Genomic DNA, 24,254 nt, shown 5'->3' with positions numbered 1-24,254 from the left:
ACGCCGTCCTCACGGTGGCGGACCGGGAATCAGGAGGAAGTCGTGACCACAAAGTTCCATCGCGTCGCCGCCATCGGTGTCGCCGTGCTGATCAGCGCCGGCACCCTGGTGGCGTGCGGCGCCAACGACGCGGCCGAGGGTGGCGACGACCCCGTCATCGCCCTGCTGCTCCCCGAGACGAAGACGACGCGCTACGAGACCTTCGACAAGCCTCTCTTCGAGGCCAAGGTCAAGGAGCTCTGCGAGGAGTGCGAGGTCAAGTACTTCAACGCCGACGGTGACGTGAACGCCCAGTCCGAGCAGGTCGACTCCGCCATCACCCAAGGCGCCGACGTGGTCGTCCTCGACCCCGTGGATGCGAACACTGCGACGTCGCTGATCAAGACGGCGCGAGAGTCCGACGTGCCGACCGTGGCCTATGACCGATTCATCGAGGGTGCCGACTACTACATGTCGTTCGACAATGAGACCGTCGGCCGGATGCAGGGTGAAGCCCTGATCGAGGCCATGGGCGACAAGGGAAGCATCATCATGCTGAACGGCGACCCGCGCGACCCGAACGCGCCGGTCTTCAAGAAGGGTGCGCACTCGGCGATCGACAAGTCGAACCTCAAGGTGATCGCGGAGTACGACAACCCTGACTGGAGTCCCGAGAACGCCAACCAATTCACCACGGACCAGTTGACCAGGTTCGGCAACGACAGGATCCAGGGCATATACGCCGCGAACGATGGCCAGGCCGGCGGTGCGATCAGCGCGCTCAAAGGCGCCGATGTCAAGGAGTTGCCGCCGGTGACCGGACAGGACGCCGAGGTCACTGCCATTCAGCGCATCGTGGCGGGTGAGCAACGGATGACGATCTACAAGTCGATCAAGGAGCAGGCCGAGAAGGCGGCCGAGGTAGCCGTGGCGATTGCCCGAGGTGACGAGGTCACCGGTGCCTCTGACTATGAAGGCGTTCCGTCCTTCATCTTCGACCCGGTCGTAGTGACGCAGGACAACATCATGGACACGGTGGTCGCGGATGGCTTCTGGTCCGTTGACGACATCTGTACGGCGGACTATGCGGACGCTTGTGCGGCGGCCGGTGTGAAGTGACGCACGACGTGGAGGTCGCATCGGCCGGGGAGAACGTGCTCTCCCTCACCGGGGTGACCAAGAGGTTCGGGGCCGTTCAGGCGCTCAGCGATGTGGCGCTCGAAGTTCACGCCGGTGAGGTGGTCGCGCTCGTGGGCGACAACGGCGCGGGCAAGTCAACGCTCGTCAAGATCATCGCCGGCGTCTATCAGGCCGACAGCGGAGCGATGACCTACGCAGGTACGACGACGAGTCCGGACGGCCCCTCGCAGGCCAAGGCGCTGGGTGTCTCCACCGTCTTCCAGGACCTCTCCTTGTGCGACAACCTCGACGTCGTGGCCAACCTGTTCCTCGGTCAGGAGCTGAGAAGGTGGTCGCGCATCGACGAGGTCGCGATGGAGAAGGAGGCCTGGCGACTGCTGCGCAGCCTGTCGGCCAAGATCCCCTCGGTGCGGATTCCGATCGCCGCGCTCTCGGGCGGTCAACGCCAGACGGTGGCGATCGCCCGGGCACTGGTCGGATCACCCAAGGTCGTGATCCTCGACGAGCCCACCGCGGCGCTCGGTGTCGCGCAGACGGCCGAGGTGCTCAACCTCGTCGAGCGACTCCGCGAGAACGGCCTCGGTGTCATCCTGGTCAGCCACAACATGGCCGACGTCCAGGCCGTGGCCGATCGGATCGTGGTGATGCGGCTGGGCCGCAACGCCGCCGAGTTCCGCGCCGCAGACACGTCCACCGAAGAGTTGGTCGCGGCGATCACCGGGGCGTCGGACAACGTCGTCGCTTCACGAGCGCAACGCAGGGGACTGGCCCATGACGAGTGAGACCGCCGAATCGCCGATCGCCGCAGATCTCGTCGACGAGCGACTGATCGGACGCGGCGGGGTCACGGGGGGTGCCCGCAGCCTCTGGAACCGGATCCGGGGCGGCGACCTCGGCATGCTGCCGGTGATCATCGGGCTGATCGTCATCAGCCTGGTCTTCTATGCGATGGAGCCGATCTTCCTCTCCTCGCGCAACCTTGTCTCCATCACCCAGTTCGCCGCACCTGTGGGCATCATCGCGCTCGGCATCGTGCTGGTGCTGCTGCTCGGGGAGATCGACCTCTCCGTGGGCTCGGTCAGTGGCATGGCGGCGGCGGTGATGGCGGTCGTCGTCGTCCGCCAGGGTCACGACATGGCGCTCGGCCTCGTGGCCGGAATCCTGTCGGGGCTTGCCGTGGGCCTGTTCTACGCGATCCTCTACAACGCGTTCGGCATTCCGAGCTTCGTCTTCTCGCTGGCTGGCCTGCTCGGCTTCGAGGGCGTGCTCTATCTGGTGCTCGGCAAGGAAGGGTCGATCAACCTGCCCGAGGGCAGCAACTTCGTGCAATATGTGCGCTACGAATACCTCCCGCAAGGTGCGGCATATGCCTTGGTCGTGTTGCTGAGTGTCGGGTACCTGACCAGCCGCTCGCTCGCCTCCAGGAGTCGAGAAAGAGCCGGGCTGAGTTCGCTGTGGATGCCGGGCGTGCTGATCAAGGCAGGCCTGATGCTCGTCGGTCTGCTGTTCGCGACCTACTACCTGTACATCGACCGCGGCTGGGGCTACCTCTGGGTGTTCTTCGTCCTGCTCGTCATGATTGTCGACTTCGCTCTGCGTCGTACGACGTGGGGCCGTCACGTGTTCGCAATCGGTGGCAGCGAGGACGCCGCGCGTCGCGCCGGCATCAAGGTGGGACGCACCTATGTGTCCGTCTTCGTGATGTGTTCCACCCTCGCTGCCCTCGGCGGGCTGCTGGCGGCGGCGCAGGTGACGTCAGTGTCGCAGAGCAGCGGCACCGGCGACACGAACCTCACGGCGATTGCGGCCGCTGTCATCGGCGGCACCAGCCTGTTCGGCGGCCGGGGCTCGGCGTGGTCGGCGCTGCTCGGCATCCTGGTGCTCAAGGCGATCCAGAGCGGACTCAACATGGTTGGCGTCGACTCGTCGTCGGTGCGACTCATCGTCACCGGCGGGGTGCTCCTGCTCGCCGTTGCGGTTGACTCCAAGGCGCGCCAGGCCAGGGAGTCCAGCGGTCGCGGCTGACTGGCCCCTCCGAGGTTGAGTGCTGAGGTGGTCGCCGGAGCAACCACCTCAGCACTCAACCGCAGGTCGTGCGAAGTTGGTTGCCACATTCCCCACGGTCGCCTCGTCGTAGTGAGTGAGAGAGTGACGTAGCAGCCGAAACAAGGTGGGGACTTCATGCGGCAGGGCGATCGGGCGCAGTTCGAGGACTTCGCGCAAGCGACCTCGGGCGAACTGCTCCGGGCGGCCTTCCTGATGTGTGGGGACCGGTTCCTCGCCGAGGACCTCGTGCAGGACACCCTGGCCCGCGTCTACGGCCGGTGGTCGAAGGTCCGCGACGCTGAGAACCCGGTGGCCTATGCCCGCACCATCCTGGTCCGGCTGTTCATCAGCACGACCCGCAAGCGGTCGTCGACCGAGCGGCCCACCGCCGACATCCCGGATCAGGCATGCCTCGACGCGGACGTTGCGCTGCGACACACGTTGGTCGCGGCGCTGCGCCAACTGTCTGCGACCGACCGCGCGATCGTGGTGCAGCGCTACCTGGTCGGCCTCGACTGCCGGTCCGTCGCACGCGACCTGGACCTGTCCGAGCAGGCCGTTCGCAGCCGCAGCTCGCGGGCTCTCGCGAGGGTACGAGAGATTCTCGGGCCCGATTTTCTGATCACGAGCAGGAGCGGGCCCCATGAATGAGCACGAGATGACGGCACTGCTGGAACGAGCGACTCAGGGCGTTCACGGCACCGAGGCGCTCGTGGCCGGCGGCGTACGCCGAGGGCAGCGTCGGGTACGTCGGCAGCGTGCGACGGCGCTGGCGGGCGCAGCGGCGGTGGTCGCACTGGTGGCCACCACCGCGATGCTGGGCCCGTTCGGGGAGAAGGCGCCGAACCCCGACGAGCGGGTGGCCGCGACCGACGTCAAGCCGAAGCCCGCGGAGGCAGGGCCTGCACTGCCACCCAAGCTCGAGCGCTTGCAACAGCAGGTGATGGCTCCAGTGCCAGCGCGACTGGTCGCGGACGGCACCTACGTCGGCACGATCGAGTTCGATCCGCGCGACGGCACCGGTCTGGGAACCGTCCAGGCGATCGTGACCGAGGACCCCGATGACCCGCTCCTGTCCACGTGGGCAGGCAGGTGCGCGCAGTTGGAGGGCTGCTCCGAGACGGCCGGCGGTTGGGTGCTGGTCGAGCCCAGCAGCCCCGATGTGCTGGGCGTCAACCCCGACCTCGAAGGCACCCGGGGGTTCTACCTCGGCCGTGACGGCAGGTCGGTCAACCTGGTGGCCTACAACGGCACCGATCCGCAAATGGGCGGGCCAGTGACCCGGGAGGACCCGGTGCTCAGCCGCCAGGAGCTCGTGCAGCTGGTCACCGACCCGACCTGGTTCGACTCCTGAAAATGAGTTGAGGGCTCAGGTGGTTGCCATGGCAGCCACCTGAGCCCTCAACCTCGTCAGGTCAGTCGTTCTCCCAGTCGCGACGCGGACCGGTGCGGGCATCGGTCTCCTCGTCGGACATCTTGCGGGAGACGGCCAGGCTGGCGATCGCGGTGATGGCCAGGGTGCCGATGATCACCACGAGCGAGAGCCAGATCGGCACGTCGGGCGCCCACTTGATGTGCTCGCCGCCGTTGATGAACGGCAGCTCGTTCTCGTGCATCGCGTGCAGCACCAGCTTCACGCCGATGAACAGCAGCAGGAACGCCAGCCCGTAGGACAGGTAGATCAGGCGCTGCAGCAGGCCGCCGATGAGGAAGTAGAGCTGGCGCAGGCCCATCAGCGCGAAGACGTTCGCGGTGAACACGAGGTACGGGTCCTTGGTGACGCCGTAGATCGCGGGGATCGAGTCCAGCGCGAACAACAGGTCCGTCGTCCCGAGGGTCAGCACGACGAGGAACATCGGCGTGATGAGGCGCTTGCCGTTCTCGATCGAGAAGAACTTGGTGCCGTGCCACTCGCTGGTCGCCGGCAGGTGGTTCTCGGCGAACTTCACGAGGCGGTTCTCCTCGTATTCGTCGTCCTCGTCCTCGGCGCCTTCCTTGGCCAGCTTGTACGCCGTCCAGACCAGGAACAGGCCGAAGATGTAGAAGACCCAGCTGTACTGGTTGATGGCCGCTGCGCCGAGCACGATGAAGATCGCGCGCATGATCAGCGCCAGCACGATGCCGATCATCAGCACCTTCTGCTGGTACTCACGCGGCACGTTGAAGTTAGCCATGATGATGATGAAGATGAACAGGTTGTCGATGGAGAGTGAGTACTCCAGCAACCAGCCCGAGAAGAACTCCAGTCCCGGGCTCGGGGACAGCTCGTGCGGCTCAGCGAAGATGAACAGGCAGACGCCGAAGACGATCGCCATGCTCACGAAGATCGCGAGGTGGGTGCTGACCTCCTTCATGGAGGGCTCGTGCGGTCGACGGCCGATGATGGCCAGGTCGACGGTGAAGACGGCGATCGCGACGAAGATGGTGATGGCCCAGATCAGCGGGCTGGCGACGGAATCGCCGATGATTGCACCCAAGGAAATCTCCTCCGGAGTGGCGTGACGCTGCGGCACTTGGGGATGCGACAGCCGGACATGTACTCCGGAGGTCTCTTCCGCCCGACGTGAGTCGGACCAGTGGCACCGGACAGATTGCTCTGTCGTGGTGACGACACCACTGCGAAGGAATACTCCCCTCCTGAACGCGGACAGTGTTTCACGTTCCGTCGCCCGATGAGAAACTCGCTAGGGTCGGTGCATGTCACGCGCCGTGCACCACCTGGACCTGTGGGTCGCCGATCTGGCCGTCGCCGAGGGGGAGTGGGGCTGGCTGCTCGGCGAGCTCGGCTGGGAGGTCGACATGACGTCGGGCAGCGGCCGTTCCTGGGTGCATCCCGACGGCACGTACTTCTTCATGGAGCGCTCGCCCGACCAGCTCGACGAGCCGCACGACCGGCTGCGACCCGGCCTGAACCACCTCGCCCTGCTCACCGACGAACGCCACCTGCTCGACCGCATGCGGGCCGAGTCCAGCGCCCACGACTGGCACGAGCTGTACGCCGACCGCTACCCGCACGCTGGTGGGGAGGAGCACGTCGCGCTCTACCTGGAGAACTCCGAGGGCTTCGAGGTCGAAGTCGTGTGGGAGCCCTGAGCGTGGGCGACCGCTGGGCGCAACGCCTCATGCGCAACCCGTTCCTCGCGCCGGTCTACGAGAAGGCCTACCGGCCGCTGCTGGGCTGGGCCTTCATGGGGTTCGACCTCGACCACCTGCGCAACGAGCGCGCCCTCACCGTCCGGGCGCTGCGGTTGACGCCGGGCCACCTCGTGCTGGACGTGGCCTGCGGCCCGGGACTCTTCACCCGTGCCTTCGCGCGTGCGGTGGCTCCTGCCGGACTGGCGGTCGGCATGGACATGTCAGGTCCGATGCTCGAGAGGGCCCGTACGACGAACGCGCACGAGCGGGCGAGGTACGTCTTCGGCGACGCGACCGACCAGCCCTTCCCGGACGACGCGTTCGACGCGGTGAACTGCTACGCCGCGCTCTACCTGATCCCGGACCCGTTCGCGGCGTTCGACGAGATGCTGCGCGTCCTGCGACCGGGCGGGCGGATCTCGTTGATGACCAGCCGCGAGTCGCCGTACCGCCTGGTCCGGCCGGTGCAGTCCCGGGTGCTGGGGGTGACCGGGCTGCGGATGTTCGACGCCGACGAGTTCACGGGGCGGCTGCGCGCGGCCGGGTTCACCGAGATCACCCAGGAGATCCACGGCGTCGCGCAGTACGTCGCCGCGACCGCACCCGCCTGACGGGTTCACCGAGGATTCACTCCCGGGGATGGGCAGGGTCGCCGCGGCGCTCTAACGTGAGGAGCCCGCCCACCCACCCGGAGGTTCCCGTGCGACGTCTGCCCGCCCTTGCCCTGATCGCCGCGATGGCGATCGCCCCGGCGCTCACCGGAGGTTCGGCACAGGCCGGCCCGACGCAGGCCGGGTCCGAGCGCGGCCACGATCGGTTAGTCCGGTTCGCCACCTTCAACGCCTCGCTCAACCGCACAGCGCCGGGCCAGCTGGTTGCCGACCTCTCGACACCCGACAACCAGCAGGCCCGCAACGTCGCGGAGACCATCCAGCGGGCGGCGCCGGACGTCGTGCTGGTCAACGAGTTCGACTACGACCCCGAGGCCGTGGACCTGTTCCGCGACAACTACCTGGAGGTCGGGCAGAACGGCGCCGACCCGGCGCACTACCCCTATGCCTGGGTGGCGCCGTCGAACACCGGTGTGCCCAGTGGCTTCGACCTCGACAACAACGGCACCGTCGGCGGCGGCAACGACGCCCTCGGCTTCGGCGAGTTCGAGGGGCAGTACGGCATGGTCGTCTACTCGAAGTACCCCATCGACGCCGGTCGCGCGCGCACCTTCCAGCACTTCCTCTGGAGGGACATGCCGGGTGCTCGGCTCCCCGACGACGCCGCGACACCGGCGCCGGGTGACTTCTACTCGGCCGACGAGCTGGCCGTCCTGCCGCTCTCGTCGAAGTCACACTGGGACCTCCCGATCACGGTGCACGGCCGCGCGATCCACTTCCTGGTCGCGCACCCGACTCCGCCGGTCTTCGACGGTCCCGAGGACCGCAGCGGGCTGCGCAACGCCGACGAGATCCGGTTCTGGGCCGACTACGTCAGCGGCGGCCGCGCCGCGGCGTACGTCCGCGACGACGAGGGCCGCCGCGGTGGCCTCGACCGGCGCGCCCAGTTCGTGATCGCCGGTGACCTCAACTCCGATCCGCGCGACGGCGACTCGCTGGCGGGTGCCACCGACCAGCTGCTCGACAACCGCCGGGTGAACACGTCCTCCACGCCGACCTCCGAGGGCGCGGTCGAGGCGTCCGAGCTGCAGGGCGGCGCCAACGAGTCGCACGTTTCCGACCCGGCGTACGACACGGCCGACTTCGCCGACAACACCCCCGGCAACATCCGCGCCGACTACGTGCTGCCGTCGAAGGGACTGCGGATCCTCGACTCCGCGGTCTTCTGGCCGACCACCACCGACCCGCTCCACCGGCTCACCGGCGCCTACCCGTTCCCGACGTCCGACCACCGCCTGGTCTGGGTCGACGTACGCCGCTGAGCCCGGCGTCGCGACCGTGGTCAGCGAGGCGCGGATTCTCCGACCATGGGCGGATGCGTCGGGGCGTGCACCGCCCTACGGTGGGCGGCATGGCCAACGCATCTCGAACGTGGGAGTCGATCATCCTGCCGGTGCAACGTCGGCTGGCGAATCCGATCGCCCGTCGCCTGGCGCCCTACCTGCGCGGTGAAGCTGTGCTGGAGACGATCGGTCGGACCAGTGGCCTGCCACGCCCGACCCCGGTCGGTGGCAGGCTCGACGGCGACACGTTCTGGATCGTCTCGGAGTTCGGCCGCCGCTCCCAGTACGTGCGCAACCTCGCGGTGAATCCGCAGGTCCGTGTCCAGCTCGCAGGCGTCTGGCGAACCGGGGTGGCGGTCATTCTCGATGACGACGATCCTCGCGCCCGGCTCAAGCAGTTGCCCAGGATCAACAGTGCGCTGGTGCGACTCGTCGGCACCGACCTGTTGACCATTCGGGTGGACCTGGAGCCTGCTCCTGACTAGGTGCGCTTGATGGGTACGCCGTACAGGGTGGTGCGTTCGCGGACGGGGCGGTTGATGCCGGCGCCGACCTCGACGAGTTCTTCGACGGTCTTGGCCGAGCCGTGCTCGGAGCCGGCCATCCGGGAGATGGTCTCCTCCATCAGGGTGCCGCCGAGGTCGTTGGCGCCGGCGTTGAGCATGGCGCGGGTGCCTTCGGTGCCGAGCTTGACCCAGGAGGTCTGGATGTTGTCGATGCGTCCGTGGAGCATGATCCGGGCCATCGCGTGCACGGCGAGGTTGTCGCGCAGGGTCGGTCCCGGGCGGGCCACCCCGGCGAGGTAGATCGGTGAGGAGGTGTGCACGAACGGCAGGGGGACGAACTCGGTGAAGCCACCCGTCTCGTCCTGGATGCGGGAGAGCACGCGCAGGTGCTGCACCCAGTGGCGCGGGTTGTCGACGTGGCCGTACATCATCGTCGAGCTGGACCGGATGCCCACCTTGTGTGCGGTGGAGACGATCTCGATCCAGGTGGCGGTGGGCAGCTTGCCCTTGGTCAGGATCCAGCGGACCTCGTCGTCGAGGATCTCCGCGGCCGTGCCCGGGATCGTGTCGAGGCCGGACTCGCGGGCCTTGATCAGGAAGTCCTCGAAGCTCAACCCGGTGCGTGAGGACCCGTTGACGATCTCCATGGGTGAGAAGGCGTGCACGTGCATCTCGGGCACCCGGGTCTTGACCGCCGCGGCGAGATCGAAGTAGGCGGTGCCGGGCAGCTCGGGGTCGATGCCGCCCTGCATGCAGACCTCGGAGGCGCCGAGGTGCCAGGCCTCCTCGGCCCGGTCGGCGACCTGGTCCAGGGACAGGGAGTAAGCGTCGGCGTCGGTACGGCGTTGGGCGAACGCGCAGAACCGGCAGCCGACGTAACAGACGTTGGTGAAGTTGATGTTGCGGTTGACGACGTAGGTGACCTCGTCGCCGACGACCTCCTTGCGGAGCGCGTCGGCCAGCCTGATGACCTCGTCGAGCAGGTCGCCCTCGGCGGTCATCAACGTCAGCGCGTGCTCGTCGGTCAGGTTCCCCGGATCCGCCTCCGCCGCCGCCAGGGCGGCGGATTCATCCCGGCCCACGGGGCCGGAGGCGGAGCCTCGGGAGCGTAGAGGGGTTTGGTCGCGACGCAGCGACTGAGGTTCTGCCGCAGGCCCGGAGGGCCGGTCCTGATCCGCCACCTCGGCGGCTGCGGAGCTGACCTCGTCCCAGGAGCCGTAGACGGTGTCGAAGTCGTCGCGACGATCGTTCGTGCGGCCCTCGGTGTCGATGCTCTCGTGAAGATCGGTGCGGCCCACACTGGCGAAGCCACCGTCGGGTTCCTGCCACGGCAGTCCCTCGGGTCGTACGCCGACCTTCGCGAGACCGTCCTCGTCCGCGAGGGCGGCCACGTGGCCCGAGACACGGGGGTCCAGCCACGGCTCACCCTGGACGACGTACTCGGGGTGCACGGTCAGCCGCGGTCGCAGCTCCAGACCGGACGCGGCGGTCAACGCACGCAACCGCTCCAGCGAGGGCCACGGGCGCTCGGGGTTCACGTGGTCGGGCGTCAGCGGCGAGACGCCACCCCAGTCATCGACACCGGCACCCAACAGTGCGGTGCATTCCTCGAGGGAGACAAGGTTCGGTGGTGCCTGGATCCGCATCTTCGGGCCGAGCACGATGCGGGTGACCGCGATCGCCGCACGGTACTCGTCGAGGTCGAGGTCGTCGGTGTGCCGCATCGCGGTGTCCGGCTTGGCCCGGAAGTTCTGCACGATGACTTCCTGCAGGGCGCCGTAGCGGCGGGCGTTGGCCCGCAGCGCGAAGATCGTCTCCGCACGCTCCTCCAGGGTCTCGCCGATGCCGACCAGCAGGCCCGAGGTGAACGGGACCGAGAGGCGCCCGGCGTCCTCGAGCACCCGCAACCGGACCTCCGGGTCCTTGTCGGGGGAGCCGTGGTGGGCCTCGCCCTTGGTCTCGAAGAGCCGACGCGAGGTGGTCTCGAGCATCATCCCCATCGACGGGGAGACCGGCTTGAGCCGGTTCAGCTCCTCCCACGACATCACGCCGGGATTGAGGTGCGGCAGCAGACCGGTCTCCTCCAGCACCCGCACCGCCATCGCCCGGATGTAGGCGATCGTCGAGTCGTAGCCACGGGAGTCGAGCCACTCGCGGGCCTCGGGCCACCGGTCCTCGGGCCGGTCACCCAACGTGAACAACGCTTCCAGACAGCCCAGCTTCGCGCCCTGGGCCGCGATGTCGAGGATCTCATCCGGGGACAGGTATGGCTCCCGGCCCTCACGAGCGGCCTGCCCCGGGGTCTCCACGAACGTGCAGTAGTGGCACCGGTCGCGGCACAACCGGGTGATCGGGATGAACACCTTCGGTGAGTACGTCACCACCCCCGGACGTCCGGCCGCGACCAGTCCGGCGTCGCGCACCCGGGCGGCCGCCGTACACAACGCGTCGAGCTGTTCGCCGGTCGCGGCCAGCAACGCGGCGGCCTCGGCCTCGTCGAGGGCGGCTCCGCGCTCGGCACGGGCCAGCGCGCGGCGGATCTGCTGTGGTGTGACGCTCACGGGGTCGAGGCTACTTCCCGGTGCGAACATCGGTGCGGCCAGTCCCACTCACGCGCTGGAGGAACCACCACCCGGGGGCTCAGCCCACGCGCTCGGAGTCACAGGCCGAGGGACCGGCCGATGATCTCCTTCTGGATCTCGGTCGTGCCGCCGTAGATCGTGGAGATGCGGCTGTCGAGGTAGGCCTTGGCGACCGGGTACTCCATCATGTAGCCGTAGCCGCCGTGGAGCTGCACGGCCTGGTTGACCAGCTTGTTCTGCAGCTCGGTGGCCCAGTACTTCGCCATCGAGGCGCCCATGGCGTCGAGCTCGCCGGCGTTGTGCTTGGTGATGCAGTCGTCGATGAAGACGCGGGTGATGCGCGCCTCGGTGGCCATCTCGGCGACCAGGAAGCGGTTGTGCTGGAACTTGCCGATCGGCTTGCCGAACGCCTCGCGGGTCTTGGCGTATTCGAGGCAGAGGTCGACCATCAGGTCGCACACGGCGGCGGCCTGCGCCGCGATGATCAGCCGTTCCTGCTGGAGGTTCATCATCAGCGAGATGAAGCCGCTGCCCTCCTCGCCGAGAAGGTTCGCCTTGGGCACCTCGACGTCGGTGAACGACAGCTCGGCGGTGTCCTGGGCGTGCAGGCCGATCTTGTCGAGGTTGCGGCCGCGCTCGAAGCCGGGCATGCCGCGCTCGACCACGAGCAGGCTGATGCCCTGGTGTCCCGCGTCCGGGTTCGTGCGGGCCACCACGATGACGATGTCGGCATTGATGCCGTTGGAGATGAACGTCTTCGAGCCGTTCAGCACGTAGTGGTCGCCCTTGTCGACCGCGGTCGTGCGGATGCCCTGGAGGTCGCTGCCGGCGCCGGGCTCGGTCATCGCGATCGCGGTGATGATCTCGCCGCTGACGCAGCCGGGCAGCCAACGCTGCTTCTGCTCGTCGGTGGCCAGGCTGGAGAGGTAGGGAACGATGATGTCGGTGTGCACCGAGAAGCCGGGGCCGCTCACGCCGGCCCGGCTCTGCTCCTCCGAGAGCACCACGTTGTAGCGGAAGTCCTTGACCCCGGCGCCGCCGTACGCCTCGTCGACGTCGAAGCACAACAGGCCGGCCTCGCCGGCCTTGAGCCACAGGTCGCGGGGGACGATGCCGTCCTTCTCCCACTGGGCGTGGTGCGGCACGACCTCCTTCTCGAAGAAGGTGCGGCAGCTCGCGCGGAAGTCCTCGTGCTCGGCCTCGAAGATGTCGCGGGTCATCCGATCAACTCCTTCATCTCGCGGACCAGTGCGGCCGGGTCGTCGGCGGCCGGGGTGATCTGCAGATTGGTGACGCCGGCGGCCCGGAACGCCTCGATGCGCTCCTTGACGTACGCCGCGGGGCCGACGAGGTTGCCGAGCTCGAGCATCTCGAGCGGAATGGCTGCCTCGGCCTCCTTCTTCTTGCCGTCGAGGTAGAGGTCCTGGACCAGCTTGGCCTCGGCCTCGTAGCCGTACTGGACGGCGAGCTCGTTGTAGAAGTTCTTGCCGCGCGCGCCCATGCCGCCGATGTAGAGGGCGGTCAGCGGACGCGCGAAGTCGAGCAGCCCCTTGACGTCGTCGCCGATGGCGCACATGCCGCCGGCCGCGATCTCGAGGGGCGCCAGGTCGGCCGACCGCTTGGCCCTGCCGGCCGCGAGCGCGTCGCCCCAGACCGACTCCGCCTTCTCGGGAATGTAGAGGAACGGCAGCCAGCCGTCAGCGATCTCCGCGGCCTGCTCGACGCTCTTCTGGCCGAGTCCGGCGATGTAGATCGGGACGGCGTCGCGCTCGGGGTGGGTGAGGATCTTCAGCGCCTTGCCCAGCCCGGTGACCGCGCCGTCCTCCTTGCTGAGCGGCAGCTTGAAGATGCCGTCGGCGGCGAGCTTCTCGCGGCGCAGGCCGGCGCGCATCAGATCGATGACCTCACGGGTGCGGCCCAGGGGCTTGGAGTAGGGAAGTCCGTGCCAACCCTCGATCACCTGCGGGCCGGAGGCGCCCAGGCCGATGATGGCCCGGCCGCCGGAGACGTTGTCGAGGCCGGCTGCGGTCTGGATCAGCGTGCCCGGCGTTCGCGAGTAGATGTTGAGGATCGCAGCGCCGATCTCGATCGTCTCGGTCCGGGCGGCGAGGTAGCCCATCAGCGTGGGGGAGTCGAAGCCGTAGGCCTCGGCGACCCAGACGGTGTCAAGACCGGCCTTCTCGAGCTCGGTCACCTGGTCGGCGGCCTCGCGCGGGTTCCCGGCGTACATCAGGGGCATGGAGAGCTTCATGGACACGATCCTTCACGACCTTGGCATCTGGATACTCTGTGAACTGCGCGCAACAACAGTGACAGTAACACTGTCACGATCGCAAGGGGTTGCCGCACACCATGACTTCGCCGAACCAGGAGACACACCACATGACGACCTTCCGCATCGCCGTGATCGGCGGCACCGGCCCACAGGGCAAGGGCCTCGCCTACCGCTTCGCCAAGCACGGGAACGAGGTCGTCATCGGCTCGCGGGCCGCCGACAAGGCCGAGGTCACGGCGAAGGAGATCGCCGAGCGGATCACCGCCGAGGGCGGCGCGCCGGTCGTCTCAGGGGCCGCCAACGCGGACGCCGTGTCCGCCGCCGACGTGGTGCTGCTGGCGATTCCGTTCAACGGCCACGACGAGCTGGTGGAGTCCCTCGCCGCCGAACTGGCCGGCAAGACGATCATCTCGTGCGTGAACCCGCTCGGCTTCGACAAGGGCGGACCCTACGGACTCGACGTCGAACGCTCGGCCGCCGAGGCTGCGGCCGCGATCGTGCCGACGGCGTCGGTGGTCGGCGCGTTCCACCACGTGGCGGCCGCCTCGCTGTGGTCCGAGGACGAGTACCTCGACCACGAGGACGTCCTCGTCTGCGGTGACTCCGCCGAGTCGAAGGAGACCGCCCAGGAGCTGGCGCGCACCGTCACCTCGCGGATCGGCATCGACGCCGGCAAGCTGCGCCTGGCTCGTCAACTCGAGCCGCTGACCGCGGTGCTCATCTCGATCAACAAGAAGTACAAGGTGCGCTCGGGCATCAGCATCTCCGGACTCTGACCCTTCCGCTACCGAAGAGTCCGCATGATCTCGCGCGAGATTTCCTGCTGACTGTTCGGTAGCGGGGGTTTCAGCGGGGCGTGCCGTTCCAGGAGTCCCAGAGCGCGGCGTACGAACCCCCGGCGGCGACGAGTTCGTCGTGCGAGCCGAACTCGATGATCGTGCCGTCCTCGCACACCGCGACCCGGTCGGCGTCGTGGGCGGAGAAGAGGCGGTGCGCGATCGCGATCACCGTGCGGCCGTGCAGCACTGCGGCCAGCGACCGCTCCAGGTGACGCGCGGCCCGGGGGTCGATCAGCGAGGTGGCCTCGTCGAGCACGAGCGTGTGCGGGTCGGCCAGCACCAGTCGCGCCAGGGCCACCTGCTGGGCCTGGGCGGCGGTCAGCGTGCGTCCACCCGACCCCACGACCTCCCTCAGTCCGTCGGGGAAGGCGCGCACCCAGGCGTCGGCGTCGACGGCGGCAAGGGCCGACCAGATCTCCGCATCGCTGGCCTCGTGCGGGGCGGCCAACGCCAGGTTCTCCCGGATCGTGCCGACGAAGACGTGGTGCTCCTGGGTCACCAGGGCCACGTGCCCGCGCAGGTCGTCGAGCGGCAGCTCGGTCAGGCCGACGCCGCCCACCGTCACCGAACCGGCACGGGGCGGATGGATCCCGGCCAGGAGCCGGCCCAGGGTCGACTTGCCGGCACCCGACGGCCCGACCATCGCGATCCGCTCGCCGACGCCGACCGACAGGTCGATGCCGTGCAGCACGTCGCGCCCCTCGACGTACGCGAAGTGCACGTCGCGCGCGTCGAGCTTCTCGTTCTCGGGCTGCGCTCCGGTGGCCACACGGTCGTCGGGCACCTGCGCGACGCCGAGCAGTCGCGCCAGTGACGCGCCGCCGACCTGGAGCTCGTCGAGGATCGACACGATCCGGTCGACGGGGTCGATCAGCATCTGCACGTAGAGCGTGGCCGTGGTGACCTCGCCCAGCGAGGCGTGGCCCTGCGTGTAGAGCCAGCCGCCGAACAGCAGCGTCGCGACGGTCGGCAACAGGTAGGCGAGCTCCATGCTCGGGAAGAACACCGTGCGCAGGTGCAGCGTGTACTTCTCGGCGGCGTACGAGCCCTTGCAGTCGGCGTCGAGCGCGGCCACCCGCTCCGGACCGAGGCCGAGTGCCTCGATGGTGCGCGCGCCCTCCGTGTTCTCGGTCAACGTCGCCGAGATCTGGGAGTACGACGCGTTCTCGCGCAGGTAGCCGTCCTTGGCCCGGGCGAGATACCAACGCAGCCCGATCACCAGGATGGGTACGCCGATCAGCGCCGGGAGCGCCACCCACCAGCCGACCGCCAGCGCCGCGGCGAAGGTGAGGATCGCGGTGACGACCGCGATCGTCCACTCCGGCATCGCCCAGCGCACCGACCAGCCGAGCTGGTCGACGTCACGGGAGGTGCGGGTGAGCAGGTCGCCGGAGCCGGCCGACTCGACCACGCCGACCGGCAGCGCCAACGTGTTCTCGACGAAGTCCTCGCGCAGCTCGGCGAGCACCTCCTCGCCCAGCGACTGCGAGACGTAGCGCGCCTGGCGGGTCAGGATCGTCTGCACCACGAGGAAGCCGGCCAGCAGCATCGCGACGTGGTCGACGTGGTTGATCGACGTGCCCTTCTCGACCGCCTCGACCAGCTGGCCGAACAGTCGCGGCGCGGCCAGGGCGGCCAGGGCCGCCAGTGCGTGCAGGCCGACCGCCAGCCAGAGCATGCGCGGGTGGTTGCGCGCGATCGACACCGCATAGGCCCGCACCTCACGAGTGCCCGCGACCGGAAGCACCTGGTTCATCGGGCCACCTCCACGTCGTCGTCCATCTCGGTCTCGCGGGTCACCGTGCGGCGGTACGCCGGGCAGGTGTCGAGCAGGTCGCGGTGCGTGCCGGAGGCGACGATGCGCCCGCCGTCGAGGAACGCGACCTCGTCGACCGCGTCGAGCAGCAACGGGCTCGACGTGGTCACCACCGTGGTGCGGCCCTGCCTGTGGCCGCGCAACCGGGTGGCGATGCGGGACTCGGTGTGGGCGTCGACGGCACTCGTCGGCTCCACCAGGACCAGGATCTCGGGGTCGACGAGCAGGGCCCGGGCGAGCACCAGGCGCTGACGCTGGCCACCCGAGAAGGAGCGTCCGCGCTCGGCGACCTCGCCGTCGAGCCCGCCCTCGAGCGCGTCGAGCACGTCCTCGGCGCTGGAGGTGTGCAGGGCCGCCTCCACGTCGGACCCGGGTCGGCCGAGCACGTTGAGCCGGTCGCCGAGCCGGCCGGAGAACAGGGCACTGCCGGTGTCGGAGACCACGATGCGGTGCCGCACCTCGGCCGGGTCGAGGCCCGTCAACGGCACCCCGCCCAGACGCACGTCGTCGTCCGGGTCAGGCGCCTGCAGGCCCAGTCGGTCGGCCAGGTGCGCGGAGTCGTCGGGCTGGTCCGAGACGATGGCCGTGAGGCGACCGGGGGTGATCGACAGCCCGGTGCGGACGTCGTACAGGCCGGAGCCGGTGGGTGGCGAGGGCATCGGATCGGGCACCGCCGCGACGTCGGGCTCCAGGGCCAGGACCCGGCAGACGCGGGCGGCCGAGACGCGGGCGCGGATGAACTTGTTGGCGTACTCGGTGGCGGTGCGCAACGGGATCATCAGGAACGCGGCGTAGCCGTAGAACGCGACGAGCTCACCCGGGCTGATCTGTCCGCGGACGGCGTACCGCGCGCCAAGCCAGACCACCAGCACCACGAAGATCCCGGGCAGCAGCACCTGCAGCGCGTCGAGGATCGACTGCAGGCGCGCCACCTGTACGCCGGCCCGGCGGGTGCGTTGCGACTCGCGACGGTAGCGGTCGAGGAAGACCGACTCGCCGCCGACACCACGCAACACCCGCAGGCCACCGACGATGTCGCTGGCGGTGTTGGACAGCTCGCCCATCAGGTGTCGTTGACGGGCGGAGCGCTTCTGGAGCGGGGAGAGCAACGGGCCGATCAGCAGCATGAGGGCGGGCACGCCGATCAGCACCACCAGTCCGAGCGTGACGCTGGTCTGCAGCAGGATCACCGAGACCAGGACGAACGACACGATGGCGCCGGCGAACCGTGCCGTCACGTCCATCACCTGGCCGAGGTTGGAGATGTCGCTGTTGCCGATCGCGACGACCTCGCCGGTCGAGACCTTGCGGGGCAGGGTGCCGCCCAGGCGTGCCACCTGGCGGCCCACCAGCTGCACGGTGCGGTAAGCCGCGGTCAACCAGTTCGTCACCGCGAACCGGTGCCTGATGATGCCGGAGGCCGCCTGCAGGAGGCCGATCGCGAACATCACCGAGGCCCACTTGACCAGCTCGCCACGGTCGCGGTCTGCCACGCCGAGGTCGATCGCGCGCCCGATCACGGCGGGCATCACGGCCTGCGAGCTCATCCAGATGATGCCGAAGACCATGCCCAGCGCGAGCGTGTGCCACTGGCCCTTGGCCATCCACCACAGGAACCGCCCCGGCGAGCGGTGATCGGCGAGGCCGGGGACGGCCAGGGGAAGGTTGCGCACCCGCCAACGCTACGTTTGCCGCCTGTGTCGGAGCCACTGGTTTTCGCGGGCCGGGCGGCTCAGCGGGCCAGGTCGGGAACCACCTCGGCGCCGGGCAGCTCACCGAGCAGCCGGCCGGGGAGGAACAGCTTCGAGTGGCGTACGCCGCTGCCGATGATGGTGCGCTCGATCTCCAGCACCCGCGTGTCGACCAGCAGTCGCCATTCGGCGGGCAGACCGATCGGGGTGATGCCGCCGTACTCCATGCCGGTCTCCTCGACCGCGCGCTCCATCGGGTGGAAGGAGCACTTGCGGACGTCGAGGGTGCGCTTGACGAGGCCGTTCACGTCGGCCCGGGTGTCCGCGCGGACGACGCACGCCGCGAGCCGCTCCTCGCCAGATCGCTTGCCGCTGATCACCACACAGTTGGCGGAGTCCTCCATGGAGGTGCCGTAGGCCTCGCTCATCACGGCGGTGTCCGCGAGCTCCGGGTCGATCTCGGCGACCAGCACCTCACCGGCGTGCGCCCAGTCGCGCAGCGCCTTCGCGACGGGGTCGGCGACGAGGTCGAGGCGGTCCAGGGCGGGCAGGAGGTCGAGGGACATGCCTGACATGGTGTCAAAGTGCTCGCGCGCCATTCACCGCGCCTTCACCACCCGGACCCCTGCCCATGTCTCACTGATGGTGTGACCCAACTTGCCGTCTCGCGCAAGACGCAGAGCCTGGTGGTGACGCCCGCCGTGGTGGCGCACCGCGGGGCCAGTGGCTACCGACCCGAACACACCCTCGAGGGCTACCGCATGGCGATCCGCATGGGCGCCGACGACATCGAGCTCGACCTGGTGGCCACCAAGGACGGTGTGCTGGTGGCCCGCCACGAGAGCGAGATCGGCACCACCACTGACGTGGCGGACCACCCCGAGTTCGCCCACCGGCTGACCACCAGGACCATCGACGGGGTCGTGCTGCACGGCTGGTTCGTGGAGGACTTCACCCTCGCCGAGCTGAAGACCCTGGCCGCTCGCGAGCGTCTGGCGAGCCTGCGTCCGGACAGTGCGTCGTACGACGGCGCCTGCGGGATCCCGTCGTTCAACGAGGTGCTGGCGATGGTCGGGGCCGAGTCCGTGCTGGGCGGCCGCAGCATCGGCGTGATGGCCGAGCTCAAGCATGCGGCGTACTTCGACTCGATCGGACTGCCGCTCGACGAGATGCTGCTCTCGGACCTGAGGCGCCACGACCTGGACCACCCACGCTCACGGGTCACCGTGATGTCGTTCGAGCCGACCGTCCTGCGCCGGCTCGCCCATCGCACGCGGGTGGCCGTCGTTCAGCTGCTCGAGGCCGCCGACAAGCGCCCCGCGGACCTGGTCGCAGTGGGCGATCCCCGCACGTACGCCGACCTGTGCACGCGCGAGGGCCTGGCCTGGATCGACGAGTACGCCGACGGCATCGGGGCGCACAAGTCGCTGGTGCTCCCTCGCGACGACAGCGGTGCGATCTCGACGCCGTCGGCCCTGGTCCGCGAGGCCCACCGGATGTGGTTGACCGTCCACGTGTGGACCCTGCGCCGGGAGAACCGCTTCCTTCCGCTCAACCTGCGCCGCGATGGTGGGCCCGGTGCGGCCGGTGACCTGGCCGCCGAGGCCAAGGCCTTCCTCGACGCCGGGGTCGACGGGTTGATCACCGACCATCCCGACATCGTGCTCGACGTGCTCCGCGAGGCGGACGTCCTGCGGTCCGGTGGCCAGGGCAGCCGAACTGCCTGACGTTGTTCGGGACGTCCTGCACCGAGGTCGTCCCAGCCGCCGCGTCGCAGGACGTCCTGCCTTCGGTCACGTCGCGTTCACCGGGTTCCGGACTCGGTGTCATCTGCGGCCACGACGCTCGCGATCATGAAACGAACTCTCGGTACCTCCGTCGTCGCCGCACTCGTGGCTTCCGTCCTCCTCGCGCCGGGCGGCGCCTCTGCCGGTGCGGCACCGGCCGCAGCCTCGGCCGCGAAGGAGCGCACCACCGAGCCGATCGTGATCGGCCACCGCGGTGCCTCCGGATATCGCCCCGAGCACACGCTGGCGTCGTACCGCCTGGCCATCCGGATGGGCGCCGACTACGTCGAGCCGGACCTGGTCTCCACCAGTGACGGCGTGCTCGTCGCCCGCCACGAGAACGAGATCGGCGGCACCACCGACGTCGCGGACCACCCCGAGTTCGCCGACCGCAGGACCACGAAGACCATCGACGGCAAGCCGATCACCGGATGGTTCACCGAGGACTTCACGCTCGACGAGCTCAAGACCCTCCGCGCCAAGGAGCGGCTCCCACAGGTGCGACCCGACAACACGCGGTACGACGGGCAGTTCGAGATCCCGACCCTCGACGAGGTGCTCGCCATGGTGCGTGAGGAGTCCAGGCGCACGCACCGCCGCATCGGCGTCTATCCCGAGACCAAGCACCCGACCTACTTCGACTCGATCGGCCTCTCGCTGGAGGAGCCGCTGCTGCGCACGCTGCGCCGGCATCACCTGGACCGCCGCAACGCACCGGTGATCCTGCAGTCCTTCGAGACCGCCAACCTGCGCGACCTCGATGCCCGGACCGACCTGCCGATCGCCCAGTTGATCGACGGCTCGGGGGCCCCGTACGACCTCGTCGAGGCCGGTGACCCGCGCACCTACAAGGACCTGACGAAGCCGGAGAACCTCGCCGACATCGCGTCGTACGCCGACGGGCTGGGCGCGCACAAGGACCTGGTGCTGCCGCGTGACGCGTCCGGCGCGACCGGAGAGCCCTCCGCACTGGTCGACGACGCGCACGACGCCGGGCTGACCGTGCACGTGTGGACCCTGCGCGACGAGAACCAGTTCATGGCGACGAACTTCCGGATCGGCACCGACCCGAACGCCAAGGGCGACTCGCGGGCGGAGGCGTTCGCGTTCTTCGACGCGGGGGTCGACGGCGTCTTCACCGACTACACGGACACCATCGTCGCGGCCCGCGAGGACTGGCTGGCCGAGCAGTGAAAGCAGCAGCGATGCGTGACGCCGACGCAAAAAAGGTGCAGGGTGCTGGAATGACATTCACTCTCGGGACACGAAGGACCACAGTCCAGCGCCGCCCAATCCGCATCAGCACAGTCCTCATCGTGATCGCCTTCGTGGTGGCACTCGTCCAGGCACCGGTGACCGCGGCGACCCCGCTCACCGTGGCGCAGGGCATCTCCACCCAGAACGGCTCGTCGGCCACCGTGCGTGGCTACGTGGTCGGGCAACCCACGGCCACGAACACCGTGGTCACCAGCAACTATCCGAACGACTACGCGCTCGCCCTCGCGGACAGCGCGTCGGAGACCAGCACCTCTCGGATGCTCTACGTGCAGATCCCCGCGGAGTTCCGCGCACAGTGGGGGCTCCAGTCGAACCCGTCGCTCGAGGGCCAGCAGGTCGACGTGACCGGCTTGCTGTCGGCGTACTTCACCCACCCCGGGCTGAAGTCCGCATCGGCGTTCAGCCTCGTCGGCTCCGACCCTGACCCTGACCCGACCGACCCGCCGCCCGGCGACGGTGAGCACGACGACTACTACGCCGACGCCCTCGGCAAGACCGGTCCGCAGCTGCGCAGCGCGCTGCACACGATCATCTCGACGCAGACGAAGCTGAGCTACGACCAGGTCTGGAACGCGCTGAAGGCGACCGACGAGGACCCGAACAATCCCAGCAACGTGATCCTGTTCTACTCCGGCATCTCGCGCAGCAAGTCGCTCAACGGCGGCGGCGAGAACGACTGGAACCGTGAGCACGTCTGGGCAAAGTCGCACGGCGACTTCGGTACGGCGACCGGTCCCGGCACCGACATCCATCACTTGCGGCCCACCGACGTTTCGGTGAACTCGATCCGTGGCAACAAGGACTTCGACAACGGCGGGGGTGCGGTCAGCGAGTGCTCCGACTGCGCCACCGATGCCGACTCGTTCGAGCCGTCCGACGCGGTCAAGGGCGACGTGGCCCGGATGATCCTCTACATGTCGATCCGGTACGAAGGCGGCGACGGCTTCGCGAACCTCGAGCCCAACGACCTGGTCAACAACGGGGCGAACCCCTACATGGGCCGCCTCTCGGTCCTGCTCCAGTGGAACGCGGCGGACCCGCCCAGCGCGTTCGAGAAGCACCGCAACGACGTCATCTTCGACCAGTTCCAGCACAACCGGAACCCGTTCATCGATCACCCCGAGTGGGCCAACGCGATCTGGAACTGATCCACGAACCTGCAGTTGCTGCGCCTCGAACCGGCAGTTCCTGCGCTCGTCATGGGCGCAAGAACTGCCGGTTCGGCCATCAAGAATCGCCGGCTCGCGCAGCAAGAATTGCCGGCTGGTGGGTCAGGACTCGGGCATCAGGACCCAGGCGGCGACGTAGGCGAGGGCCACGGTGCCGAAGCTGAACAGCGCGGCGACCACGGTCAGCACCCGGACCAGGGCCAGGTCGATGTTGAAGTAGTCCGCCACACCCGCGCAGACACCTCCGAGCATGTTGTCCTGCCGGCTGCGGGTCAGGCGCTTGCGTGCGTAGTCGTTCATCGGTTCTCCTCCATGAAGTGGTGGTTCGGTTCGCCCGTCGTACGACGGGATCGGATGTTGGCCCAGGTGGCGGCAGCGAGGCCGATGGCACCGCCGGCCACCCAGGGAATCGGCAGCAGCCAGCGGATGTCGTCGTCGTCGACGGCCTCCCCGGCGACCAGCGCCCAGATGCCGACCAGGCCCAGGAAGACCAGGCCCATCACCAGGTGTCCGGTGTTGACCGGGTGTCGACCGGTGTCGGCGCGGGGGTCCGTCGTGCTGTCCGGTGCGGTGTCGAACGAGGTCTCCATGTCGGGTCCTTCGGTGCCGGGGGAGTCGTGGCCTGAATCTGATCCGGGGAGTCTCATCGCGCGACCACACTCACGTCGCCGACTTCGAGGTCCGCGTCGATGCGCAGGTGCGGTTGGTCCGCGTCGCCGAGGTTGCTGCCGCTCAGGTCCAGGTCGAGGCCGCCGGTGGAGCGGCCGAAGACCTCGATCTCACCGATCTCGACCGTGGCGTCGGCGGAGACGTGGAGCCCGCGGGGCACGATCACCTCGATGGTTCCGACCTCGCCGTCGATCTCGAGCGTCCGTCCGTCGAGCGCCCGGAGGTCGCGGACCTGGGTGAGGTCGAGCCTGATCTCGCCGGCCTCCATGTCGTACGACGACTTCAGCTGGCTGGCCGACGTCGGGCTCTCCTTGACCGTCGTCCCGTCCCAGCGATCGGCGATCGTGCTCAGGCTGAGCACCACCGCGGCCACCAGGCCGAGGAAGATCAGCCCGCCGGCCCGGCCGTAGAACGCGCCGACCACCAGCATCACGCCGATCACGCCGAGCGCGAGGGCCGGGTATGCCGAGTCGGCGACGTCGGCACCGGCCAGGTCGAAGATGCCCAGCACACCGGAGGCGAGCGCGGTCAGGGCCAGGGTGAACCAGAAGAGGATGGGGCCGCGTTTGCGTGGGTTGCGGGGAAGCCGCGGCGGAGGAGGCGGCGCCATCGGTCCGCCGGTCGCGCCGTCAGTCGGGCCGCCGGTCAGGGGCATCGTCGCGGTGGCGTCCGCGCCCACCCAGCCGGGCTGGGCGCCGGCGCCGGACCAACCGGTCTGCGTGCCCGGGCCCACCCAACCGGCGTTCGGACCGTAGGTGCGTTCGTTCCTGCGCCGCTCGCGACGGTCGCGTCGGGACAGGATCACCCAGGCGATGAGCCCGATCGCGAACAACGGCCAGGGGAACCAGCCCGGGCCCCAGGCGTCACCGACCAGTGCGAGGCCGGCGAGGATGCCGACACCGATCAGGGCGACGTTGCGTGAGCGGGCGTCGAGCTGGATGGTGGCGCTGCGACCGGTGTCCTCGGGAACGAGCAGCCAGCAGGCGACGTAGATGATCAACCCGGCCCCACCGAAGAACGTGAGCACCACGAACGCGACGCGCAGGATCACCGGATCGACGTCGAGGTGACGGCCCAGGCCTCCGGCGACGCCGGCGACGTGCCGGTCGTAGCTGCTGCGCCGCAGGTTGGCGAGGTCACGCATCTGCTCGCCGCTGACCCGCGGGCCCTCGTGGGAGGAGCCGGGTTGCGGACCAGCCTGCTGGCCGGCGTGGGGCGCTTCGGTGTCGGCGCCGTCGTTGGTCGGGTTCTCGTTCATGTCTCCAGCCTGAGGCCTGCTCACGCCCGGCACCATCGGGAACAACCCTGATCTCTTGCCGTTGCAGGGCAATTCGGCTCAGGGTCGGGTCAGGGGTTCGCCTCATGGTCCGCGCGCCCGCACTGTGTGA

The 24,254-nt window shown here is 68.9% G+C and carries 23 protein-coding genes; 13 read left to right on the top strand and 10 right to left on the bottom strand.

The window, feature by feature from the left end; translation table 11 throughout:
- Nucleotides 1–42: 42 nt before the first annotated feature.
- The 5 genes from ASH02_RS12825 (at nucleotide 43) to ASH02_RS12805 (ending at nucleotide 4,519) form a co-directional block, all read left to right on the top strand.
- Complete coding sequence (locus ASH02_RS12825) at nucleotides 43–1,098, top strand: sugar ABC transporter substrate-binding protein (protein WP_056681613.1); 1,056 nt, start codon at nucleotides 43–45, stop codon at nucleotides 1,096–1,098.
- 8 nt (nucleotides 1,099–1,106) lie between these two features.
- Nucleotides 1,107–1,901, top strand: coding sequence for an ATP-binding cassette domain-containing protein (locus ASH02_RS12820; RefSeq protein WP_056684890.1), 795 nt, complete (start codon nucleotides 1,107–1,109; stop codon nucleotides 1,899–1,901).
- Nucleotides 1,891–3,144 carry a sugar ABC transporter permease gene (locus ASH02_RS12815; RefSeq protein WP_056681612.1) on the top strand — a complete coding sequence of 418 codons (1,254 nt, stop codon included), beginning with the start codon at nucleotides 1,891–1,893 and terminating at the stop codon, nucleotides 3,142–3,144. Before ASH02_RS12820 ends, ASH02_RS12815 begins: the two co-directional genes overlap by 11 nt.
- Nucleotides 3,145–3,300: 156 nt before the next feature.
- Entirely contained in the window at nucleotides 3,301–3,816 is a 516-nt protein-coding gene (locus tag ASH02_RS12810) for a SigE family RNA polymerase sigma factor (RefSeq protein ID WP_056681611.1), read from the top strand.
- A complete protein-coding gene (locus ASH02_RS12805; protein ID WP_056681610.1) occupies nucleotides 3,809–4,519 on the top strand; it encodes a hypothetical protein in 711 nt (236 codons plus the stop codon). The genes ASH02_RS12810 and ASH02_RS12805 overlap by 8 nt, the downstream gene beginning before the upstream one ends.
- A 61-nt stretch (nucleotides 4,520–4,580) precedes the next feature.
- Here ASH02_RS12805 and ASH02_RS12800 read toward each other — a convergent pair whose 3' ends face one another.
- The gene (locus ASH02_RS12800) at nucleotides 4,581–5,642 is read right to left on the bottom strand and encodes a TerC family protein (RefSeq protein WP_235539041.1); all 1,062 of its coding nucleotides are present in this window, start codon (nucleotides 5,640–5,642) and stop codon (nucleotides 4,581–4,583) included.
- Between the two features lie 220 nt (nucleotides 5,643–5,862).
- Here ASH02_RS12800 and ASH02_RS12795 point away from each other — a divergent pair, with 220 nt between their 5' ends.
- The 4 genes from ASH02_RS12795 to ASH02_RS12780 all read left to right on the top strand — a co-directional run bounded on the left by ASH02_RS12795 (nucleotide 5,863) and on the right by ASH02_RS12780 (nucleotide 8,739).
- Nucleotides 5,863–6,258, top strand: coding sequence for a VOC family protein (locus ASH02_RS12795; protein WP_057294867.1), 396 nt, complete (start codon nucleotides 5,863–5,865; stop codon nucleotides 6,256–6,258).
- A 2-nt stretch (nucleotides 6,259–6,260) separates the two neighbouring features.
- Complete coding sequence (locus ASH02_RS12790; RefSeq protein WP_156409764.1) at nucleotides 6,261–6,911, top strand: methyltransferase domain-containing protein; 651 nt, start codon at nucleotides 6,261–6,263, stop codon at nucleotides 6,909–6,911.
- 89 nt (nucleotides 6,912–7,000) lie between these two features.
- On the top strand, nucleotides 7,001–8,233 hold the full coding sequence (locus ASH02_RS12785; protein WP_200951149.1) for an endonuclease/exonuclease/phosphatase family protein: 1,233 nt from the start codon (nucleotides 7,001–7,003) through the stop codon (nucleotides 8,231–8,233).
- Nucleotides 8,234–8,322: 89 nt separating this feature from the next.
- A complete protein-coding gene (locus tag ASH02_RS12780; protein WP_056681607.1) occupies nucleotides 8,323–8,739 on the top strand; it encodes a nitroreductase/quinone reductase family protein in 417 nt (138 codons plus the stop codon).
- Here the strand turns inward: ASH02_RS12780 and ASH02_RS12775 are convergent.
- The 3 genes from ASH02_RS12775 to ASH02_RS12765 form a co-directional block, all read right to left on the bottom strand.
- Nucleotides 8,736–11,351, bottom strand: a complete 2,616-nt coding sequence (locus ASH02_RS12775; protein WP_057294865.1) for a bifunctional FO biosynthesis protein CofGH — start codon at nucleotides 11,349–11,351, stop codon at nucleotides 8,736–8,738. The two genes, ASH02_RS12780 and ASH02_RS12775, sit on opposite strands and share 4 nt — an antisense overlap.
- A 68-nt stretch (nucleotides 11,352–11,419) precedes the next feature.
- Complete coding sequence (locus ASH02_RS12770; protein WP_057294864.1) at nucleotides 11,420–12,562, bottom strand: acyl-CoA dehydrogenase family protein; 1,143 nt, start codon at nucleotides 12,560–12,562, stop codon at nucleotides 11,420–11,422.
- On the bottom strand, nucleotides 12,559–13,593 hold the full coding sequence (locus ASH02_RS12765) for an LLM class F420-dependent oxidoreductase (RefSeq protein ID WP_056681604.1): 1,035 nt from the start codon (nucleotides 13,591–13,593) through the stop codon (nucleotides 12,559–12,561). Before ASH02_RS12765 ends, ASH02_RS12770 begins: the two co-directional genes overlap by 4 nt.
- 131 nt (nucleotides 13,594–13,724) lie before the next feature.
- On the opposite strand from ASH02_RS12765, the gene npdG reads away from it, so the two are divergent.
- On the top strand, nucleotides 13,725–14,393 hold the full coding sequence (npdG, locus tag ASH02_RS12760; RefSeq protein ID WP_056681603.1) for an NADPH-dependent F420 reductase: 669 nt from the start codon (nucleotides 13,725–13,727) through the stop codon (nucleotides 14,391–14,393).
- 70 nt (nucleotides 14,394–14,463) lie between these two features.
- Here the strand turns inward: npdG and ASH02_RS12755 are convergent, their stop codons facing one another.
- The 3 genes from ASH02_RS12755 to ASH02_RS12745 are packed head-to-tail and all read right to left on the bottom strand — an operon-like array spanning nucleotide 14,464 to nucleotide 18,529.
- The gene (locus ASH02_RS12755; protein WP_056681602.1) at nucleotides 14,464–16,212 is read right to left on the bottom strand and encodes an ABC transporter ATP-binding protein; all 1,749 of its coding nucleotides are present in this window, start codon (nucleotides 16,210–16,212) and stop codon (nucleotides 14,464–14,466) included.
- A complete protein-coding gene (locus ASH02_RS12750; protein ID WP_056681601.1) occupies nucleotides 16,209–17,945 on the bottom strand; it encodes an ABC transporter ATP-binding protein in 1,737 nt (578 codons plus the stop codon). The genes ASH02_RS12755 and ASH02_RS12750 overlap by 4 nt, the downstream gene beginning before the upstream one ends.
- Nucleotides 17,946–18,004: 59 nt before the next feature.
- Complete coding sequence (locus tag ASH02_RS12745; RefSeq protein WP_442938236.1) at nucleotides 18,005–18,529, bottom strand: YbaK/EbsC family protein; 525 nt, start codon at nucleotides 18,527–18,529, stop codon at nucleotides 18,005–18,007.
- An 81-nt stretch (nucleotides 18,530–18,610) separates the two neighbouring features.
- On the opposite strand from ASH02_RS12745, the gene ASH02_RS12740 reads away from it, so the two are divergent.
- The 3 genes from ASH02_RS12740 (at nucleotide 18,611) to ASH02_RS12730 (ending at nucleotide 22,176) form a co-directional block, all read left to right on the top strand.
- Complete coding sequence (locus tag ASH02_RS12740) at nucleotides 18,611–19,690, top strand: glycerophosphodiester phosphodiesterase family protein (protein ID WP_056681599.1); 1,080 nt, start codon at nucleotides 18,611–18,613, stop codon at nucleotides 19,688–19,690.
- A gap of 126 nt (nucleotides 19,691–19,816) precedes the next feature.
- Nucleotides 19,817–20,944 (top strand): glycerophosphodiester phosphodiesterase, encoded by a 1,128-nt coding sequence (locus ASH02_RS12735; RefSeq protein WP_056681598.1) that lies wholly within the window; start codon nucleotides 19,817–19,819, stop codon nucleotides 20,942–20,944.
- Between the two features lie 122 nt (nucleotides 20,945–21,066).
- Entirely contained in the window at nucleotides 21,067–22,176 is a 1,110-nt protein-coding gene (locus ASH02_RS12730) for an endonuclease (RefSeq protein ID WP_235529939.1), read from the top strand.
- 123 nt (nucleotides 22,177–22,299) lie between these two features.
- On the opposite strand, the gene ASH02_RS12725 is transcribed toward ASH02_RS12730, so the two are convergent.
- From ASH02_RS12725 to ASH02_RS12715, 3 genes are read right to left on the bottom strand one after another with little or no spacing between them, the layout of a single operon-like run.
- Nucleotides 22,300–22,497: a PspC domain-containing protein gene (locus ASH02_RS12725; protein WP_056889958.1), complete on the bottom strand. Its 198-nt coding sequence runs from the start codon at nucleotides 22,495–22,497 to the stop codon at nucleotides 22,300–22,302.
- A complete protein-coding gene (locus ASH02_RS12720) occupies nucleotides 22,494–22,787 on the bottom strand; it encodes a hypothetical protein (RefSeq protein WP_057294863.1) in 294 nt (97 codons plus the stop codon). The genes ASH02_RS12725 and ASH02_RS12720 overlap by 4 nt, the downstream gene beginning before the upstream one ends.
- Nucleotides 22,788–22,840: 53 nt before the next feature.
- On the bottom strand, nucleotides 22,841–24,124 hold the full coding sequence (locus ASH02_RS12715; protein WP_057294862.1) for a PspC domain-containing protein: 1,284 nt from the start codon (nucleotides 24,122–24,124) through the stop codon (nucleotides 22,841–22,843).
- Nucleotides 24,125–24,254 lie beyond the last annotated feature (130 nt).

The sequence above is a fragment of the Nocardioides sp. Soil796 genome, from assembly GCF_001429525.1.
In the GTDB taxonomy this organism is placed as follows: Bacteria; Actinomycetota; Actinomycetes; order Propionibacteriales; family Nocardioidaceae; genus Nocardioides.
This window is presented reverse-complemented; position numbering and strand designations above follow the sequence as displayed.